Origin of the sequence: Arenibaculum sp., assembly GCF_035998295.1 — a bacterium.
Classification (GTDB): Bacteria; Pseudomonadota; Alphaproteobacteria; order Azospirillales; family Azospirillaceae; genus DASYHS01.
The window spans coordinates 13,761-30,870 of the sequence record NZ_DASYHS010000142.1 but is presented as its reverse complement, the minus strand read 5'-3'; the positions used below and the strand labels follow the sequence as shown (position 1 = coordinate 30,870).

The 17,110-nt window shown below is 71.0% G+C and carries 17 protein-coding genes; 12 read left to right on the top strand and 5 right to left on the bottom strand.

The annotated features are described in order from the left end of the window. Positions 1-3 precede the first annotated feature (3 nt). Entirely contained in the window at positions 4-1,323 is a 1,320-nt protein-coding gene (deoA, locus tag VGO20_RS13895; RefSeq protein ID WP_327502958.1) for a thymidine phosphorylase, read from the top strand. A 12-nt stretch (positions 1,324-1,335) separates the two neighbouring features. On the opposite strand, the gene VGO20_RS13890 is transcribed toward deoA, so the two are convergent. Both VGO20_RS13890 and VGO20_RS13885 read right to left on the bottom strand, forming a co-directional pair. After that, positions 1,336-2,400 carry an alpha/beta hydrolase gene (locus VGO20_RS13890; RefSeq protein WP_327502957.1) on the bottom strand — a complete coding sequence of 355 codons (1,065 nt, stop codon included), beginning with the start codon at positions 2,398-2,400 and terminating at the stop codon, positions 1,336-1,338. Next, positions 2,375-3,400 (bottom strand): ABC transporter ATP-binding protein, encoded by a 1,026-nt coding sequence (locus VGO20_RS13885; RefSeq protein WP_327502956.1) that lies wholly within the window; start codon positions 3,398-3,400, stop codon positions 2,375-2,377. Before VGO20_RS13885 ends, VGO20_RS13890 begins: the two co-directional genes overlap by 26 nt. 103 nt (positions 3,401-3,503) lie before the next feature. Here VGO20_RS13885 and VGO20_RS13880 point away from each other — a divergent pair, with 103 nt between their 5' ends. Beyond that, entirely contained in the window at positions 3,504-3,683 is a 180-nt protein-coding gene (locus VGO20_RS13880) for a zinc-finger domain-containing protein (RefSeq protein WP_327502955.1), read from the top strand. Positions 3,684-3,792: 109 nt separating this feature from the next. Further along, on the top strand, positions 3,793-4,374 hold the full coding sequence (locus tag VGO20_RS13875) for a YqaA family protein (protein ID WP_327502954.1): 582 nt from the start codon (positions 3,793-3,795) through the stop codon (positions 4,372-4,374). On the opposite strand, the gene VGO20_RS13870 is transcribed toward VGO20_RS13875, so the two are convergent. Beyond that, the gene (locus tag VGO20_RS13870) at positions 4,362-5,237 is read right to left on the bottom strand and encodes a LysR family transcriptional regulator (RefSeq protein WP_327502953.1); all 876 of its coding nucleotides are present in this window, start codon (positions 5,235-5,237) and stop codon (positions 4,362-4,364) included. The two genes, VGO20_RS13875 and VGO20_RS13870, sit on opposite strands and share 13 nt — an antisense overlap. A gap of 252 nt (positions 5,238-5,489) precedes the next feature. Between VGO20_RS13870 and dctP the strand changes: the two genes are divergently transcribed. From dctP to VGO20_RS13830, 8 genes are all read left to right on the top strand, one after another. Then, on the top strand, positions 5,490-6,464 hold the full coding sequence (gene dctP, locus VGO20_RS13865) for a TRAP transporter substrate-binding protein DctP (protein WP_327502952.1): 975 nt from the start codon (positions 5,490-5,492) through the stop codon (positions 6,462-6,464). A gap of 24 nt (positions 6,465-6,488) precedes the next feature. Further along, complete coding sequence (locus tag VGO20_RS13860) at positions 6,489-7,040, top strand: TRAP transporter small permease (protein ID WP_327502951.1); 552 nt, start codon at positions 6,489-6,491, stop codon at positions 7,038-7,040. A 12-nt stretch (positions 7,041-7,052) separates the two neighbouring features. Then, positions 7,053-8,366, top strand: a complete 1,314-nt coding sequence (locus VGO20_RS13855; protein ID WP_327502950.1) for a TRAP transporter large permease — start codon at positions 7,053-7,055, stop codon at positions 8,364-8,366. A gap of 85 nt (positions 8,367-8,451) precedes the next feature. Next, complete coding sequence (locus VGO20_RS13850; protein ID WP_327502949.1) at positions 8,452-10,236, top strand: thiamine pyrophosphate-binding protein; 1,785 nt, start codon at positions 8,452-8,454, stop codon at positions 10,234-10,236. A gap of 49 nt (positions 10,237-10,285) precedes the next feature. Then, positions 10,286-11,038 (top strand): class II aldolase/adducin family protein, encoded by a 753-nt coding sequence (locus VGO20_RS13845; protein WP_327502948.1) that lies wholly within the window; start codon positions 10,286-10,288, stop codon positions 11,036-11,038. 26 nt (positions 11,039-11,064) lie between these two features. After that, positions 11,065-13,371, top strand: a complete 2,307-nt coding sequence (locus VGO20_RS13840) for a xanthine dehydrogenase family protein molybdopterin-binding subunit (RefSeq protein ID WP_327502947.1) — start codon at positions 11,065-11,067, stop codon at positions 13,369-13,371. After that, positions 13,371-13,928, top strand: a complete 558-nt coding sequence (locus VGO20_RS13835) for a disulfide bond formation protein B (RefSeq protein ID WP_327502946.1) — start codon at positions 13,371-13,373, stop codon at positions 13,926-13,928. Before VGO20_RS13840 ends, VGO20_RS13835 begins: the two co-directional genes overlap by 1 nt. Before the next feature lie 59 nt (positions 13,929-13,987). Next, a complete protein-coding gene (locus VGO20_RS13830; protein ID WP_414639817.1) occupies positions 13,988-14,476 on the top strand; it encodes a demethoxyubiquinone hydroxylase family protein in 489 nt (162 codons plus the stop codon). Positions 14,477-14,487: 11 nt separating this feature from the next. On the opposite strand, the gene solA is transcribed toward VGO20_RS13830, so the two are convergent. Beyond that, positions 14,488-15,630: an N-methyl-L-tryptophan oxidase gene (solA, locus tag VGO20_RS13825; RefSeq protein ID WP_327502944.1), complete on the bottom strand. Its 1,143-nt coding sequence runs from the start codon at positions 15,628-15,630 to the stop codon at positions 14,488-14,490. Between the two features lie 128 nt (positions 15,631-15,758). On the opposite strand from solA, the gene VGO20_RS13820 reads away from it, so the two are divergent. After that, positions 15,759-16,490 carry an FkbM family methyltransferase gene (locus tag VGO20_RS13820; RefSeq protein WP_327502943.1) on the top strand — a complete coding sequence of 244 codons (732 nt, stop codon included), beginning with the start codon at positions 15,759-15,761 and terminating at the stop codon, positions 16,488-16,490. Positions 16,491-16,494: 4 nt separating this feature from the next. On the opposite strand, the gene VGO20_RS13815 is transcribed toward VGO20_RS13820, so the two are convergent. Beyond that, complete coding sequence (locus VGO20_RS13815; protein ID WP_327502942.1) at positions 16,495-17,040, bottom strand: hypothetical protein; 546 nt, start codon at positions 17,038-17,040, stop codon at positions 16,495-16,497. Between the last annotated feature and the right edge of the window lie 70 nt (positions 17,041-17,110).

Sequence of the window (17,110 nt, the reverse complement as noted above, 5' to 3'; positions counted from 1 at the left end):
CCCATGCTGCCGCAGGAGATCATCCGCAGGAAGCGCGACGGCCATGCCCTGGCCGACGCCGAGATCGGGGAGTTCGTCGCGGGCGTGGTCGCCGGGACCATCGGCGAGGGACAGATCGCCGCCTTCGCGATGGCGGTGTTCCTGCGCGGCATGACCCTCGACGAGCGCGTGGCCCTGACCCGGGCGATGACGCGCTCGGGCACGGTCCTGGACTGGCGCCCGCTCGGCCTGCCGGGACCGGTCCTCGACAAGCACTCGACCGGCGGCGTCGGCGACAAAGTCAGCCTCGTGCTGGCCCCGATCGTCGCGGCCTGCGGCGGCTTCGTGCCGATGATCTCGGGCCGCGGCCTCGGCCACAGCGGCGGCACGCTCGACAAGCTGGACGCCGTCCCCGGCTACCGCTCCCAGCCCGACCTGGAGACCTTCCGCGCGGTCGTGCGGGAGGCCGGCTGTGCGATCATCGGCGCCACCGCGGACCTGGCGCCCGCCGACCGGACGATCTACGCGGTGCGCGACGTGACCGCGACCGTCGAATCGATCGACCTGATCACGGCGTCGATCCTCTCGAAGAAGCTGGCCGCCGGCCTCCAGGGCCTGGCGATGGACGTCAAGTTCGGCAACGGCGCCTTCATGAGCCGGTTCGAGGACGCCGAGGCGCTGGCCCGCAGCATCGCGACGGTGGCGCGCGGCGCGGGCCTGCCGACCACGGCGCTGCTGACGGACATGAACCGGGTGCTGGGGCGCACCGCCGGCAACGCGCTGGAGGTCGCCGAAGCGGTCGAGGTGCTGACCGGCCGGTCGGCCGAGCCGCGGCTGGTCGAGGTGACGCTGGACCTCGCGGCGGAGATGCTGCTGCTGGGCGGCCTCGCCCCGGACTTGGCGGCGGCGCGCTCGCGGGCCGGGGCCGCGCTCGCCGACGGCTCCGCCGCCGAGCGCTTCGCCCGCATGGTCGCCGCCCTCGGCGGCCCGGCGGACCTGCTGGAGGCGCATGGCCGCATCCTTCCGGCGGCGCCGGTCCGGCGCGAGGTGCGCGCGGACGAGGCCGGCTTCGTCGCCGGGGTCGACACGCGGGCGTTGGGGATCGCGGTGATCGGGCTCGGCGGCGGCCGTGCCCGCGTGCAGGACCCGATCGACCCCGCGGTGGGGCTGACGGACGTCGCCGGGCCGGGCGACCGGGTCGGTCCCGCGGAGGCGCCGCTGGCGGTCGTGCACGCCGCCAGCGAGGCGGGGGCGGAAGCGGCGGCCGAGGCGGTCCGCGCGGCCTTCACCCTCGCGGACGCAGCACCGCCGCCGCAGCCTGTCGTGGCCCTGCGGCTCGCCTGAGCGCCGGGGCTTTCAGTCCGCCTCCGCGCGCCGTGCCTCGTCCCGCCACGGCACCCGGTCGGCGCCGCTCGGCAGGGGCTCGCCCGGCCGGGCGAGCCAGGCGACGACGTCCTCCCACACCGTGCGCGCGTTCAGGTCGCGCAGCAGCATGTGGTAGCCCTTCTCGTAGACGGCGACCGTATGCCGGTCGGGAAGGGCCGCCAGCGCCCGGTCGATCGGCTTGGCGGGGATCACCTGCTCGTTGCGCCCGTACATCACCAGCATCGGGACCTCGGCGGCCTGCGGCACCGCGTTCTGGGCCCGCGTCATCAATGCCGTCAGGCCGGCGATCGCGTCGGTCCGGGTGCGCTTGATCACCAGCGGGTCGCGGCCCAGCGCGCGCAGCATCTCGATGTTGTCGGAGGGCACGATCCGCAGCTCCGGCGGGGCCGTCAGCGTCAGCCACGGCACGGTCCGGCTCGTGATCCACAGCGCGGCCCGCTGGATCGCAGACATCGAGTCGTAGTCCCAGACCGCCGGGGCGGACAGGATCGCCCCGGCGACCTGCGTCGCGAGCGGCGGGTAGCCGTCCGGCGGCGGCTCGGCCATGGCCGCCAGCACGACGGCCCCGCCCATGCTCTCGCCGAGGACGTGCAGCGGCACGCCCGGATGCTCCCGCCGCAGCGCGGACACGGCCCCGTACAGGTCGGCGATCAGCGTGTCGGCGGTGGCCCAGATCCCGGGCCGCCCGTTGGCGCCGAAGCCGCGCTGGTCGTAGGCGTAGGTCGCGATGCCGTTCTCCGCGAAGTGGCGGGCCGGCGCGTCGAAGGCGTTGGAGTAGTCGTTGAACCCGTGCAGCGCGAGCACGACCGCCTCCGGTTTCCCCTCCGGCAACCAGCTCCGCATCGAGAGCTCGACGCCGTCCGCCGCGCGGTAGGCGCCGTCCGTCACGGCCGGCGCCCCCATCGGGTCTCCCATCGGCTGGAAGGTCCCCGCGCAGCCGGCGAGCACGAGCCCCGACGCCATCCCCAGCGCCAGCGCCCGCCCCGACCGGGCAAGGCGCCGGCCGAGGTCACGGCCGGACCGGGGCCCGCTCACGGGTTCCCGCCCCGAGCTCTTCGTCATGACTGCCACGCGTCAGCTGCAGGAAGATGTCCTCGAGGTCGGTCTGCTCGGTCGTCAGGTCGGCGATCGTCACGCCCGCGTCCCGGATCGCGCCGAGCAGGTCGCCGACATTGGTGCCGCTGGGCTGGTAGCGGACGACGAGGCGGCGCGGCTCCGGCAGTTCGGCCTGGAAGCGCGACAGCGTCTCCGGCACGGCCGCGAGGTCGCGGTCGAGATGCACGATCAGCGCCTTGCTGTCGAGCCGGCGCACCAGGTTGGCGGTGCTGTCCTTGGCGACGACGGTGCCGTGGTTGATGATCGCGATCGTGTCGCAGAGCTCCTCCGCCTCCTCCAGGTAATGCGTCGTCAGCAGCACGGTGACGCCGCGGCGGTTCAGCTCGCGCACCTGCGCCCACAGCATCTGGCGCAGCTCGATGTCGACGCCCGCGGTCGGCTCGTCCAGCACCAGCACCGGCGGCGAGTGGACCATGGCCTTCGCGACCATCAGGCGCCGGCGCATGCCGCCGGACAGCGTGCGCGCATAGGCTTCCGCCTTGTCGGCCAGGCCGACCGCGGACAGCAGCCGGTCGGTGATGCGCTCCTTCGCGGGCACGCCGTAGAGCCCGGCATGCAGGTCCAGCAGCTCGCGCGGGGTGAAGAACGGGTCGAGGTTCAGCTCCTGCGGCACGACGCCGATCGCGAGCCGCGCGCCGCGAGCCTCCCGGTCGATGTCGCGCCCCCAGATCTTCACGGTGCCGGCCGTCTTGAGGACGAGGCCGGCCATGATGTTGATGATGGTCGACTTGCCGGCGCCGTTCGGGCCGAGCAGCCCGAACAGGGAACCGCGCGGGATCGCGAGGTCGACCCCCTTCACCGCGTGCTTGGCGGGCGCCTTGCCCGAAGCGCGGTACGTCTTCTCGAGTTGCCGGATCTCCACCGCGTATTCGGGCAGTGCCGGGCTGTCGGGAAGGCGGGTTGAGCTGCTGTCTGGCATGGGTGTCGGCGAATCCCGTTGATTGGCGTGCCGCGATAGGTATCATCCGCGCGGCCCGCGGCCAAGGTCCGCGACGAATGTGGGATCGGTGGGGATCAGGTCAATGCAGCCATTGGAGACGATCGAGGTCGAGACGGAAACCGTCGGCTGCGACGGCGGGGGCGGCGCGCTCGGCCACCCGGTCGTCTACCTGACCCTCGGCAAGGAAGGGCGGGTCGACTGCCCCTATTGCGGCCGGCGCTTCGTCATGAAGCCCGGCGCCAAGCTCGGCCACGGTCACTGACCTTCCGGGATATCCGCACGCGATCCGGCGGCACGCCTTCGCCGCCGTTGCAGGCCGGGGTCCGGCGCTGCTACACAACTCACCTGCCCCGACGACGGACCCCCGCCCCGTGATCCGAGCCCTCTACGACTGGACGATGCGCCTCGCCGGCCACCGGCGCGCGACATGGGCGCTCGCGGCCGTCTCCTTCATCGAAAGCTCCGTCTTTCCCGTGCCTCCCGACGCGCTGCTGCTGCCGATGGTGATGGCGCAGCGCGAGAGGGCGTGGCGGCTCGCCGCCATCTGCACCGCCGCCTCCGTGCTGGGCGGGCTCCTGGGCTACGCGATCGGCTATTTCCTGTGGGAGGCCGTCGGTCAGGCGATCGTCGACCTCTACGGCTACGCCTCGCAGTTCCAGCGCTTCAGCGAGCTCTACGAAGCCTGGGGCTTCTGGATCGTCGCCGGCGCCGGCTTCACGCCCTTCCCCTACAAGGTCATCACGATCGCGAGCGGCGTCACCGAGCTGGCGCTCGGCACCTTCCTCCTGGCGTCGGTGGTGTCGCGCGGCGCCCGCTTCTTCCTGGTGGCGGCGCTGGTCTGGTATTTCGGCCCGCCGGTCCGCGTCTTCATCGAGCGCAATCTCGGCTGGCTCGCGACCGCGTTCTTCCTGCTCCTCCTGGGCGGCTTCGTCGCGCTGCGCTACGTCGGCTGAGCGGGCCGCCGCTCGGCCGTCATGAGCGCCACGAACTCCATCACCGCGCGGCTCATCGGACGGTCGGTCCGCCGGACCAGGCCGCGGGAGACCGTGTAGCTCTCCACCGGCCCGCCGGAAAGATGCCCCGCCCGCACGTCGATCTCCAGCGCCGAGCGCGACGCGACGAAGCAGCCGACGCCCGACAGGATCAGTTCCCTGATCACCTGCCACGCATTCGTCTCCAGGACGAACTTGGGCGACAGTCCGGCCTCGGCCAGGCGGCGCTCCAGCTCCACCCTGACGCCATGGGGCCGGCGCGAGATCATCAGCGGCAGCCTGACGACTTCGGCGAGCGCGAAGGGCGTCCCGGGAGCGCACGCGTCGGGCGGGGTGAACAGCCACATCGGCTCGTCGAAAAGGGGATAGATCACGAGGTCCGGATGCGGCGGCGGCGTGGTCACGACGGCGAGGTCGAGCTGGTCGCCCAGCACCGCCGCCAGTAGGGAATCGCTCGCCCCCTCCTCCAGGTGAACGGCCACGTTCGAGAAGCGGGCCAGAAACGTCGTCAGGGGATCGAGGACGACGGACCTGGCGAGGGAGGGCGGGCAGCCGACCCGGACGGTGCCCGTCGGCGTCGCCGAGCGCGACATCAGCTCCAGCCGGGTCTCCTCGAGCGACCGCAGGAGAAAGGTGGCGCGCTCCAGCAGCAGGAGGCCGGCTTCCGTCAGTTCCACCCCACGTCCATGCCGCAGAAGCAGCGTGGAGCCGAGCTCCTGCTCCAGCAGCTTCATCTGCCGGCTCAGCGCCGGTTGCGCAACCCCGAGCTTCAAGGCAGCGGCAGTGAAGCTACCGGTTTCGGCGATCTCCAAGAAGTATTTCAACTGAACGAACTTCAGGCGACCCTCCCACGGACCCGAGACCAGGTGCAAAGCCGAAGATATACCGGCTTGATATGGCTTCGATACTCAAATCCTATTTGCCTTATGTCTCTCCGGGGCGTGATCATACTCGCGAATGACGTCGGACGACGTCGAGGGATATCCGGTCCTCAAGTGCTCGCAAGAAGCATCGGGACGCCGTGGGGACAATGCGGCGTCCGCGTCCGGTATCGGGCAAAGACCTGGGAGAGGTTCATGAGAAAGCTGGCAGTCTTCCTCGGCCTGTGCGCGGCCCTGGTCGCCGGTGCCCCGGGAGGGGCGGCGGCGCAGGAGACCACCCTGAAGGCGGCGTATTTCATAGCCCCCGGGGACTCGCTGTTCCGCAAGGCCTTCGAGAAGTTCGTCGAGGCCGTGAACGAGAGAGGCAAGGGCAAAGTCCAGATCGGCGACATCATCGGTCCCGAGGCCCTGCCGCCGAACCAGATGGGAAGTGCCCTGCGTGGCGGCATCGTCGACATCATCGGCGTGCCGCCGAGCTATCTCTCCAACCTCGTCCCCGGGATCGAAGGCTTGAGCCAGCCGTCGGTCGAACTCGCGGACATGCGGACGAACGGCACCTTCGATGCCCTGCGCGAGGTCCTCGCCGAAAAGGCGAACGCCTATCCGCTGGCGCATTTCGGCGACGTGCCCTTCCACATCTTCTCGAACAAGCCGATCGCGTCGGTCGATGACCTGAAGGGGATGCGGGTCCGCACGACCAACACCTACAGGGCCTTCCTGGACGCGGCCGGCGCCATTCCCGTCTCGACGGCCCGGGGCGAGATCTACACCGCGCTGGAGCGCGGGGTCGTCGACGCCTACGTCAACATCTCCTCGGAAGTGAAGCCGGGGGGCTGGCAGGAGGTCACCAAGTATCGGGTCGACCCCGGGTTCTACGCGTCGACGGTCCTGATCGCGATCAACCGCCAGACCTGGGAAAGCCTGACGCCGGAGCAGCGCGCCTTCCTGGAGGAGATCGGCCAGTTCACCGAGACCGAGATCTCGCGGAACCTCACCGAGGGCGACGAGGCGGCGGCCAGGGAACTCGAGGAAGGCGGGATGGAGGTCCTGACCCTCGATGAGACCGAGGCCGCGAAGCTTCGCGACCTCGCCTACGAGGCATCCTGGGACAACATCGTGCAGCAGGCGCCCGAGTTCGGCCCCAAGCTTCGCGGGCTCATCTACGAGTAGGCCGCCGGGTACCGGCACCATGCGGTGCCGGTACCGTCCCCGCGTCGCCCAAGCCGGAGGGAGGCGATCATCTCGCGCATCTACGACCGATTTCTCGATGCCCTGGAACTGGTCCCGGGGATCCTCATCGGCATCATCGCCCTGGTGATCGGCCTCGACGTCCTGCTTCGGAACATCGGGTATATCGGGCTCAAGGGAATGATCGAGCTGATCGAGTACGCCCTGTTCGGGCTCACCTTCATCGGGATCGCGCCGGCCATGCGGCGCGGCGCCCACGTCTCCGTGGACATTCTCCTGATGAAGCTCGAAGGGCGGTACAGGCGCACCGTCCTGTGGCTCGTCCGGGCCATCAGCGTGGCGATCGCCGCCATGATCGCGGTGTCGGCCTGGATCGGCCTTGCCGACGCGGTCGCATCGGGCACCCAGGTCTACAAGAACTTCATCTTTCCGGAATGGATCCTGTTCGCGGTCATCCTGAGCGGCACGCTCCTCTTCACCATCGAGTGCCTGAGACAGCTCAAGAAGACCCCGGACGATCCCGCGGACGGAAAACCGACCGAGACAGTGACGGTTTGATCGGAACGGCACATGGACTGGCAGATCGCCTTCCTTCTCCTGATGGGGACCGTCCTGGCCCCCATGTTCCTGGGAGTTCCGGTCGCCCTCGCCTTCTTCGGCGCGAACATCGTCGGCGCCGTCGTCTTCTTCGGCGGCGAGGCCGGCCTCGCCCAGATGGCGCGCAACGCCTATGAGGGGCTGATCAACTTCTCGCTCTCGCCCATTCCCATGTTCGTGCTGATGGGCGAGATCATGTTCCAGACCGGCGTCGCATTCCGGGCCATCGATGCGATCGACCGGCTGATCACGCGCGTCCCCGGCCGGCTCTCGCTCGTCGCCGTCTCCTGCGGCACGGTCTTCTCGGCCCTGTCCGGATCGTCGATGGCCAACACCGCCCTGCTCGGCGGCACCCTGATGCCCGAGATGACGCGCCGGGGTTATCACCCCGGCATGGCGCTCGGCCCGATCCTGGGGTCCGGCGGCCTGGCGATGCTGATACCTCCCTCCTCCATGGCCGTGCTCCTCGGCAGCATGTCGGGCATCTCGATCACGGGGATTCTTCTGGGCGGCATCCTGCCCGCGCTGCTGATCGCCGCCTTCTACGTCGTCTACATCGTGCTGCGCTGCACGATCGACCCGTCGCTGGCGCCCGCCTACCCGACCCCGAAGATGCGCTGGTCGGAAAGGGTGATGCCGTTCCTGGTCTACGTGCTGCCGCTGATGTCGCTGTTCGTCGTCGTGGTCGGCAGCATCCTGACGGGCATCGCCACCCCGACCGAGTCCGCGGCGCTGGGCGCGATCGGCGCCACCGTCGCCGCCGCCTGCTACCGCTGCCTGACCTGGCGGAGCCTCCACAAGGCGCTCGTTCAGACCGGCAAGATCACCGTCACCATCTTCTTCATCATCGCGGCCTCTCTCACCTTCTCTCAGATCCTGGCGTTCTCGGGTGCTACCGGCGGCATCCTGTCCCTGCTCAACCAGTTCGACCTGACCCCCCTGGTGGTCGTGGTGGGCATGCTGGTGATCGTGCTGGCCCTGGGCTGCCTGATGGACCCGCTGAGCATCATCCTGATAACGCTGCCCTTCTTCATTCCCCTGGTGCGCCAGGTCGGTATCGAGCCGGTGTGGTTCGGGGTGCTGATGCTGGTCGCCCTCGAGGTGGGGCAGACCACGCCGCCGTTCGGGCTCCTGCTGTTCACGATGAAGAGCGTGGCCCCCGAGAGCACGACGATGCGCCAGGTCTACCTCGCCGCGGCGCCGTTCACGCTGATGCAGATCCTGGCGATCGCGCTGATCGTTTTCTTCCCGGCATTGGGAACCTGGCTCCCGAGCCTCTCCAACTGACCCGAACTTCTATCCGATCCATCCGCCGGACCGGTGGGCGACGCTCGAAGTCCGCCCAGGAGGTCCTCCGCCGCCGGAGTGAAAGATGAGCAACCTCGACGACATCGAACGGCCGACGCAGGGCGGGGACGCCTCGGTCTGGGGAAGCGACGTCATCGCCGAACTGCTGCGGCGGCTCGGCCTGCGCTACGTCGCCTTGAATCCCGGGGCAAGCTTCCGGGGCCTCCACGACAGCCTCGTGAACTGGAACGGCAACCGCGACCCCCAGATGATCCTGTGCCTGCACGAGGAGCATGCGGTCGCGATCGCGCATGGCTACGCGAAGGTGACGGGCGAGCCGATGGCCGTCATCCTGCACAGCAACGTCGGCCTGCTGCACGGCTCCATGGGGATATTCAACGCCTGGGTCGACCGGATGCCGGTCCTGGTCCTGGGTGCCACGGGCCCCGTCGACGCCGCGAAGCGCCGTCCCTGGATCGACTGGATCCACACCGCGCAGGACCAGGGGGCCCTGGTCCGGCCCTTCGTGAAATGGGACGATCAGCCGGCATCGGTCCCGGCGACGGTCGAGGCGATCCTGCGCGCGAACCTCCTGTCGCGCACCGCCCCTTGCGGCCCCACCTATGTCTGCATGGACGCGGCCGTCCAGGAAGGCAAGCTGGACGGGATGCCGGAGCTGCCGGAACCCAGGCGCTTCACCCCGCCCCAGCCGTCGCGCCCGGGCGCCGGTTCGGTCGCCGAGACGGTCCGCCTGCTCGAGAAGGCCAGGTCGCCCGTCATCCTGGCCGGACGGGGGTCGCGGGGCGCTTCGCAGTGGCGCCGCCGGATCGCCCTGGCGCAAGCCCTGGGGGCGAAGGTCGCGACCGATCTCAAGGCCGCCGCGGCCTTCCCGACCGACCACCCCCTTCACGTCGCCAGCCCCGGCTACTTCCTCGATGCGGACGCGCTCGGGGCCCTGCGCGAGGCGGACGTGATCCTGAGCCTCGACTGGATCGATCTCGCCGGCAGCCTCAAGCTGGCCTTCGGCGCGGCCGGGCCGGCCGAGGCGACGGTCGTCCAGGCGTCCATCGACCATGTCAACCATTCCGGCTGGAGCAAGGACCACCAGGCGCTGGCGCCGGTCGACATCCATCTCGCCAGCGACCCGGACACCGCCGTGAGCGAACTTTGCGCGGCCTTCGGGCTGGCCGAGGTGCCGGCCGAGGCGCTGGAGGATTTCCCCACCGCGCCGATTCCGGCCGCACTGCCCGAGGAGGAGGCGCTGGACATCCCCGGGCTCGCGGCCGCGCTGGGCAAGGGGCTCGGCGGCGCGGCGGTGACGTTCCTGCGCCTCCCCCTCGGCTGGGACGGCGCGCTCTGGCATTTCCGCCATCCGCTGGACTATCTCGGCGGGGACGGCGGCGGCGGGCTCGGATCGGGCCCGGGCATGGCGGTCGGCGCGGCCCTCGCGTTGCGGGGCGGGCCGCGCCTGCCGGTGGCCGTGCTCGGAGACGGCGACTTCGTGATGGCGTCCTCGGCCATCTGGACGGCCGCGCATTACAGGATCCCGATGCTCGTCGTCGTCTGCAACAACGGCTCCTTCTACAACGACGAGGTCCATCAGGAACGGGTGGCGCGCGAGCGCGGCCGTCCGGTCGAGAACAAGTGGATCGGCCAGCGGATCTCCGATCCCGCCATCGACGTCGCCGGCCTCGCGCGCTCCTACGGCGCCGACGCCATCGGCCCCGTCTCGACGCCCCTCGACCTCGCCCGTGCGGTCGAGGCCGGCGCCCGCCTCGTGGGGGAGGGACGGGTCTGCGTGATCGATGCCCGCGTCCAGCCCGGCTACTCCAAGGCGATGGCGACCAGCCTCAACCGGAAGCCCTCGTGAACGCCCCGCCCAATACACTGCCCAAGACACTGCCGACCGAGGTGATGCCGTGACCACCGTTCCCCGTTCCGAATGGCCGGACGACGCGCTCGAAAAGCTGGCGGTCGCCTCCCGCATCCTCGAGATGGAGGGGCATGGCGACATGACCCTCGGCCACCTGTCGCTCAGGGACCCGATGGGGCGCGGCTTCTGGCTCAAGCGCAACGCCTTCGGCCTGGGCGAGATCCTCGGCCCGGCGGACTTCGTCCTGCTCGGCTTCGACGGCGTCCAGATCGCCGGCGAGGGCGGCCGCCATTCGGAATGGCCGATCCACTCGGAGATCCTGCGCGCCCGGCCGGACGTCACCGTCGTCGCCCATACCCACCCGTTCCACACCTGCCTGTTCTCCGCGTCCGATGATCCGCTGCTGCCCTACACGCTCGACGCGGACTACTTCGCCGAACTGCCCAAGCACGCCGGCACCGCGGCTCTCGTCAACACGGTGGAACTCGGCGCCGACCTGGCCCGCGCCCTCGGCCCGACGGCGCATGCCGTGCTGATGGCCAATCACGGCGCGACCTTCTGCGGCACCTCCGTCGAGCACGCCGCGATCGTCGGTGTCTTCCTGGAGCGCGCGTGCCGCGCGCACATGGCCGGGAAGGCCGCCGGCCTGCGCTGCAGCTTCCCGGACCCGTCCGAACGCACGCTGCGCCACCGCCAGATCATGCAGCCGGTCCACGTGTCCCATTCCTGGAACTACTTCACGCGCAAGCTGGCGGACCGGTCCCGGGACGGCGAACCACGGGCCCTGTACGCGTCGTGACGGCGTCCGGGAGAACGGAGCGGAGAATGGCCGGGAGCGAGGTCGGAACGGCGCGGCGGCGCGACGAGGACGAGCGGCACCTGCGCGGAGGGGGCCGGTACGGGGCGGACGTCGAGGCCGAAGGCACGGCCCGCATGGTCGTCCTGCGCTCCCCCCACGCCGCCGCCGGTATCCTGTCCATCGACACCTCCGAGGCCGAAGCCATGCCCGGCGTGGTCGCCGTGCTGACGGGGCGCGACGCGGCCGAAGACGGCCTCGGCACGCTTCGCCCGCTGCTCAGGTACCGGCGGCCGGACGGGTCCGACATGGCGATACCTCCCCACGGCGTCCTCGCCCTGGACCGGGTCCGCTTCGTCGGCGACGGCGTCGCGGTGGTGGTGGCCGAAACGGCCGCGCAGGCCGAGGATGCTGCCGAAGCGATCGTCGTCGACTACGAGGAATCCCAGGCGGTAACCGACGTCGCGCAGGCGACCGCACCGGGAGCCCCGGCGGTCTGGGACGAGGTCCCCGGCAACGTCGCCTTCCTCCACGCGCTCGGCGACCCCGGCGCGGCCGAGGACGCCTTCCGGACGGCCGGCCACGTGGTCGAGCTCACGATGCGGATCTCCCGCGTCTCGGCCAATCCCATCGAACCGCGCAACGCCCTCGGGCGCTACGATCCCGCGTCCGGTCGGTACGAGCTCGTCGTCGGCACCCAGACGCCGAACCTCGTCCGCCGGCATCTCGCGGCCGAGATGCTGCGCATCGACCCGTCCCTGCTGCGGGTGGTCTCGCCGGATTGCGGCGGCTCCTTCGGGATGAAGAACACCCCCTACCCCGAATACGCGCTGGTGCTGTGGGCGGCGAAGCGCACCGGGCGGCCGGTCCGCTGGGTCGCGAGCCGGTCGGAATCACTGCTGTCCGACTACCACGGCCGGGACAACCTGACGACGGCCGCCCTCGCCCTCGACCGCGAAGGCCGGTTCCTGGGCCTGCGCGTCCGCACGCTCGCCAATCTGGGCGCGTATCTGGGCGTGATGGCGCCGCATTCCCCGACGGCCAATCTCGGCGGGCTGGCCGGCATGTACAAGATCGCGTGCTTCGACGTGGCCGTCCGCGGCGTCCACACGCACACCCAGCCGACCGCGCCCTACCGGGGCGCCGGCCGGCCGGAGGCGACCTACGTGATCGAGCGCCTGATCGACCACGCGGCCGCGACGCTGGGCTTCGATCGCGTCGATCTGCGCCGCCGCAACATGATCCGGCCGGAGGAGATGCCGTACGACACCGGCCTCGCCTTCACCTACGACTGCGGCGACTTCCCGGGCATCCTCGACCGCGCGCTCGACCTCTCGGACTGGGCCGGCTTCGAGGCGCGCCGGCTGGAGGCGTCGAGACGCGGCAAGCTTCGCGGCATCGGCCTCTCCTGCCCCATTGAGATCGCGGGCGGCCCGGTCGGCCGGCCGATGGGCGAGCTTGCGGACATCCGCTTCGAAGGCGGCCGCGCGGTCGTCACGCTCGGCTCCTCCGACGCCGGGCAGGGGCACGGCACGGCGATCCGGCAGATCGTGGCCGAGGCGACGGGCCTGCCGGCCGGGGAGATCGTCATCGTCTCCGGCGACACCGATACGGCGCGCGAGGGCGTGGGGACCTACGGCTCGCGCACGACGGCGGCAGCCGGAACCGCCGTCATCGACGCGCTCGGGAGCGTCGTCGCCCAGGGCATCGCGATCGCCGCCGAGGAGCTGGAGGCCGCCGCCGCCGACATCGAGTTCGTGGACGGCGCCTTCGCCGTCGCGGGAACCGACCGCGCCATCCGTCTGGACGAGCTTGCCGCCCGCCATCCCGAGGCCCTGCGCGCCCGGAGCGTCGCGGCCGCCCACGGGCCGACCTTCCCCAACGGATGCCACGTCTGCGAAGTGGAGGTCGACCCCGAAACCGGCGTCACGGAGCTGATGTCCTACCTCGTGGTCGACGACGTCGGCGTCGCCATCAACCCGATGCTGGTCAAGGGCCAGATGCACGGGGGCGTCGCCCAGGGCGTCGGGCAGGCGCTGTTCGAGGCCGTCGTGTACGACCCCGAATCGGGCCAGTTGCTCAGCGGGTCCTTCACCGACTACGCGATGCCCCGCGCGGTCGACCTGCCCGAGATCGCCGTCGCGATGCATCCGGTGCCGACGCGGGCCAATCCGCTGGGCGTGAAGGGGGCGGGCGAGGCCGGTACGGTCGGCGCCATCCCCGCCGTGATCAACGCGGTCGTCGACGCCCTGTCGCCGTTCGGCGTCACGCATGTCGACATGCCCGCCACGTCCGAAAAGGTCTGGCGCCGGATCCGGGCCGCCGGCCAGGGCTGATGGGCACGGCGCTGGCGCATGACGGCGCGCTGCATTATATGCTCTGGGCCATGACGCGCCCGCACCCTCTCGCCGAGACCCGGCTGCCCGTGCTGCTGCTGATGCTGGCCAGCGCCGGCACGCTGCTCGCCGCCCTGTTCTTCCAGTACGTCGTCGGGCTCCAGCCCTGCGTGCTGTGCATCTGGCAGCGCTGGCCCTATGTGGCCGTGCTCGCGCTCGGCCTGGTGGCGCTGGCGGTCGGCCGCAATGCCCGCGCACGTGCCGCGCTGATAGGGCTGATGGGGGTCGCCCTCGTGGTCGGCGCCGGCGTCGCCGTCTTCCATGTCGGCGTCGAGCAGCACTGGTGGGCGGGAACCTCGGGCTGCGGGGTGACGGGAAGCGCCGACAGCCTCGAAGCCCTGCGCGCGCAGGTTCTGGCCGCTCCGGTGACGCGCTGCGACGAGGTCGCCTGGTCCCTGCTCGGCGTCTCGATGGCGGGCTGGAACGCCCTGATCGCGGCCGGGCTCGGCGTCGCCGCCTTCGCCTTCGCCGCCGCGTCCTGGCGGGCCGCCCGATGAGCGGGGGCCTTCCTCCCGGCCTCCCCGGCGACCCGCCGCCACGGACTGAGGTCGCGCGCATGGTCCGGGTCGACCATGCCGGCGAATACGGCGCCCGGCGCATCTACGAGGGCCAGATCGCCGTGCTCGGCCGCAGCCGCATCGGCCCGCTGCTCCGGCACATGAAGGACCAGGAGCTGGAGCATCTGCAGGCATTCGAGGCCGAGATCGTCGAGCGCCGCGTCCGCCCCACCCTGCTCCAGCCGGTCTGGCACGCCGCCGGCTTCGCGCTGGGGGCCGCGACGGCCCTGATGGGCGAGCGCGCGGCCATGGCCTGCACGGTCGCGGTCGAGGAGGTGATCGACCGCCATTACGAGGAGCAGGCCGCCCGCCTCGGCCCCGAGGAAGGAAAGCTCAAGGCCGACATCGAGCGGTTCCGCGCCGAGGAGGGCGAACATCGCGACATCGGCCTCGCCCACGAGGCCGAGCTGACGCCGGGCTACCGCCTGCTGAGCACCGTGATCAAGGCCGGCTCGCGCGCCGCCATCTGGCTGTCGACGCGGATCTGAGCCTGCCGCCGTCAGGCGTGCGACGGCAGGCGCGACAGGCGGAACCGGTCGAGGTCGTGGCGGGAGCGGCCCTGCCCGACCAGGTCGGCGACCGCCTCCCCGACCGCCGGCGCGAACTTGAACCCGTGGCCCGAACAGGCCGAGGCGACGACCACCTGGGGGAAGCCGGGCAGCCGGTCGATGACGAAGTCCTCGTCCGGCGCGTTGGTGTAGATGCAGGCCCGGTGGTCGAGCACGCGGCCGTTCGCGGCGGGGAAGAACCGGGCGACGCAGCTTCGCAGCAGGTCCTCGTCGCGGGCGTGCAGGGTCCGATCCAGCGCGTCCGGGTCCGTCGCCTCGCGCAGATGGTAGTGGCAGCCGATCTTGAAGCCGGGCGCACCCCATTCCGGGAAGCCGTAGAACTGGGTCCCTTCCTCGTTCTCGACCACGAAGACCGGGAAGCGCGACGGCGCGAAGGCGTCCGGGTCCGCGATCTCGAACCAGCAGACGACCTGGCGCAGCGGCACGAGATTCCTTTTCAGCTCCGGCACGAGATCGGCGACCCAGGGGCCGGCCGAGACGACCAGATGCCCGGCCTCGTAGGTCCCGGCCTCGGTGCGCACGGCGACGCCGTCGCCCTTCGGCTCCCAGCCCAGGACGCGCTCCCCGGTCCGGATCTCCGCCCCGAAGCGCCGCGCCAGGCCTGCATGGGCGGCGACCGCCGCCTCGGAGGCGAGGAAGCCGCCGTCAGGCTGGTAGACGCCGCGCCAGTCGGCCGGGACCGCGTAGCCCGGGAAGCGGCGGCCGATCGCGCCGCCGTCGAGGACCTCGTGGTCGAGCCCGTTGACGCGGCAGGAGGCGGCCGCGCTCTCGATGTTGGCGCTGCCGGGAGGGCCGGCGTCGAGCGACCCGGTCACGGTGAGGATGCTCTCTCCGGTGTCGCGCTCGAGCCGGCGCCACAGCTCGTGGGCCCGGCGCACGAAGGGCACGTAGGCGGCCCCTTCGAAATAGGCGAGCCGGATGATGCGGGTGAGCCCGTGATGGGAGCTGCGGTCGTTGGGAACGGAGAAGCGGTCGAGGCCCAGCACCCGCGACCCGCGGCGCGCCAGTTCGCACGCCACGGCGCTGCCCGACGCTCCGACCCCGGCGACGATCACGTCGTAGACGGCACCCAAAGTCGCTTCCTCCCTTGCCGGCCTGGCGTTGCTGTAGCACGCGCGATGACACGCGGGAAAGACCGCCGGAACATCGCCGCCCCCGTGCGGGTTGAGACCGGGACTGGCCGCAGGCTCGATGGGACGGAATGCGCAGACGACTGAAGAAATTCGTGGAACGCCTCGCCGGCGTGCGCATCCTGCGCGACGTCCCGGGCGGCATGAGCCTCGGCGCCGACCTGGCGCAGTGGCTGCCGAAGCTGGACGTGAAGGTCGTCTTCGACGTCGGGGCCAACACCGGCCAGTCCGCCCGGGCCTTCGCCTCCGACTTTCCTTCCGCCACGATCCACAGCTTCGAGCCGGGGAAGGCGATCTTCGATCAGCTCGTCGCCAATGTCGGACAGCATCCCAGGGTGCGTTGCCACCAGATCGCGTTCGGCTCCGCCGCCGGGGAGCACGACTTCGTCGTTCACAAGGTCCTCTCGCACCTCGCCAAGGCGGGCGAAGCCCCGAGCGGCCATCCCGTCGAGAAGGTACGGGTGGCGCTGCTGTCGGAATTCTGCCGCCAGCACGCCATCGAGCGGATCGGCTTCCTGAAGATCGATACCGAGGGGCACGACTTGGAAGTGCTGCGCGGCGCGGACGAGATGCTCCGCGACGGCAGGATCGACCTCGTCCAGGTCGAGGCCGGAATGAACCCGCGCAACGAGCTGCACGTCCCCATGGAGCGGTTCAAGAGCTTCCTGGAGGAGCGCGGCTACCTGCTGTTCGGCATCTACGAGCAGAAGCACGAATGGTCGGGGGAACCCCAGCTCCGGCGCGCGGACCTGACCTTCCTGTCGCCGCGGATCTGGCAGTCCCCCGAAATGAGATGGCGCTGACCGGTTACACCGCCCCGTCCGGGCCGCAGGTCGGCGCGGCGCTCGTGGACGCCCCGGTCAGGGCCGCCTGCTTCTCGATCTCGTCGGACGAGGCGTCGACGATCGCATAGAAGCTGTCGCGCATCCGCTGGCAGTAGAGGCCCGGCCCGATCCGGCGCATGTTCATCGATTCGTCGTTCGACATCTCGGTGTGCAGAACGTCGAAGGCCCGCGTACCGCCGAGGCCCTTGGCCACCTCCGACTGCGACTCGCGCAGCAGGCCCGCGTTGCGCACGGTGAAGTCGGCATAGCGCCCAAAGGCCTGCCCGTCGCCCCAGACCGGGCCGCAGGCCAGGCCCGCGACCATGGCCCTCGTGTGCAGCCGGACGATCCGCTCCGCCGCCGTCGGCGCGGGCGGGACGCAGAGCGCCGGCGCCTCGGCCACCGCCATCGGCTCGGCCGGGGCCTCGGCCGTCTCCGGGGTTCCGGCACAAGCCGCGAGGAAGGCGACGGAGAACGGCAGCGCCGCGCGGGCGAGCGCCGTCGGCAGCGTGCGGAAGGGTGATCGCATCTGGGCCTTTCCCTGCAAGGCAACGAGGAGAGCGCGTCACCCTAGCATTGCCGCCTCCGGCCACCGGCCG

What these genes read in the sequence shown, in the direction of transcription:
- deoA (WP_327502958.1), top strand. Translation starts at nt 4, where the DNA reads ATGCTGCCGCAGGAGATCATCCGCAGGAAGCGCGACGGCCATGCCCTG.
- VGO20_RS13885 (WP_327502956.1), bottom strand. Translation starts at nt 3,400, where the DNA reads ATGCCAGACAGCAGCTCAACCCGCCTTCCCGACAGCCCGGCACTGCCC.
- VGO20_RS13880 (WP_327502955.1), top strand. Translation starts at nt 3,504, where the DNA reads ATGCAGCCATTGGAGACGATCGAGGTCGAGACGGAAACCGTCGGCTGC.
- dctP (WP_327502952.1), top strand. Translation starts at nt 5,490, where the DNA reads ATGAGAAAGCTGGCAGTCTTCCTCGGCCTGTGCGCGGCCCTGGTCGCC.
- VGO20_RS13855 (WP_327502950.1), top strand. Translation starts at nt 7,053, where the DNA reads ATGGACTGGCAGATCGCCTTCCTTCTCCTGATGGGGACCGTCCTGGCC.
- VGO20_RS13850 (WP_327502949.1), top strand. Translation starts at nt 8,452, where the DNA reads ATGAGCAACCTCGACGACATCGAACGGCCGACGCAGGGCGGGGACGCC.
- VGO20_RS13840 (WP_327502947.1), top strand. Translation starts at nt 11,065, where the DNA reads ATGGCCGGGAGCGAGGTCGGAACGGCGCGGCGGCGCGACGAGGACGAG.
- VGO20_RS13835 (WP_327502946.1), top strand. Translation starts at nt 13,371, where the DNA reads ATGGGCACGGCGCTGGCGCATGACGGCGCGCTGCATTATATGCTCTGG.
- VGO20_RS13830 (WP_414639817.1), top strand. Translation starts at nt 13,988, where the DNA reads ATGGTCCGGGTCGACCATGCCGGCGAATACGGCGCCCGGCGCATCTAC.
- VGO20_RS13820 (WP_327502943.1), top strand. Translation starts at nt 15,759, where the DNA reads ATGCGCAGACGACTGAAGAAATTCGTGGAACGCCTCGCCGGCGTGCGC.
- VGO20_RS13815 (WP_327502942.1), bottom strand. Translation starts at nt 17,040, where the DNA reads ATGCGATCACCCTTCCGCACGCTGCCGACGGCGCTCGCCCGCGCGGCG.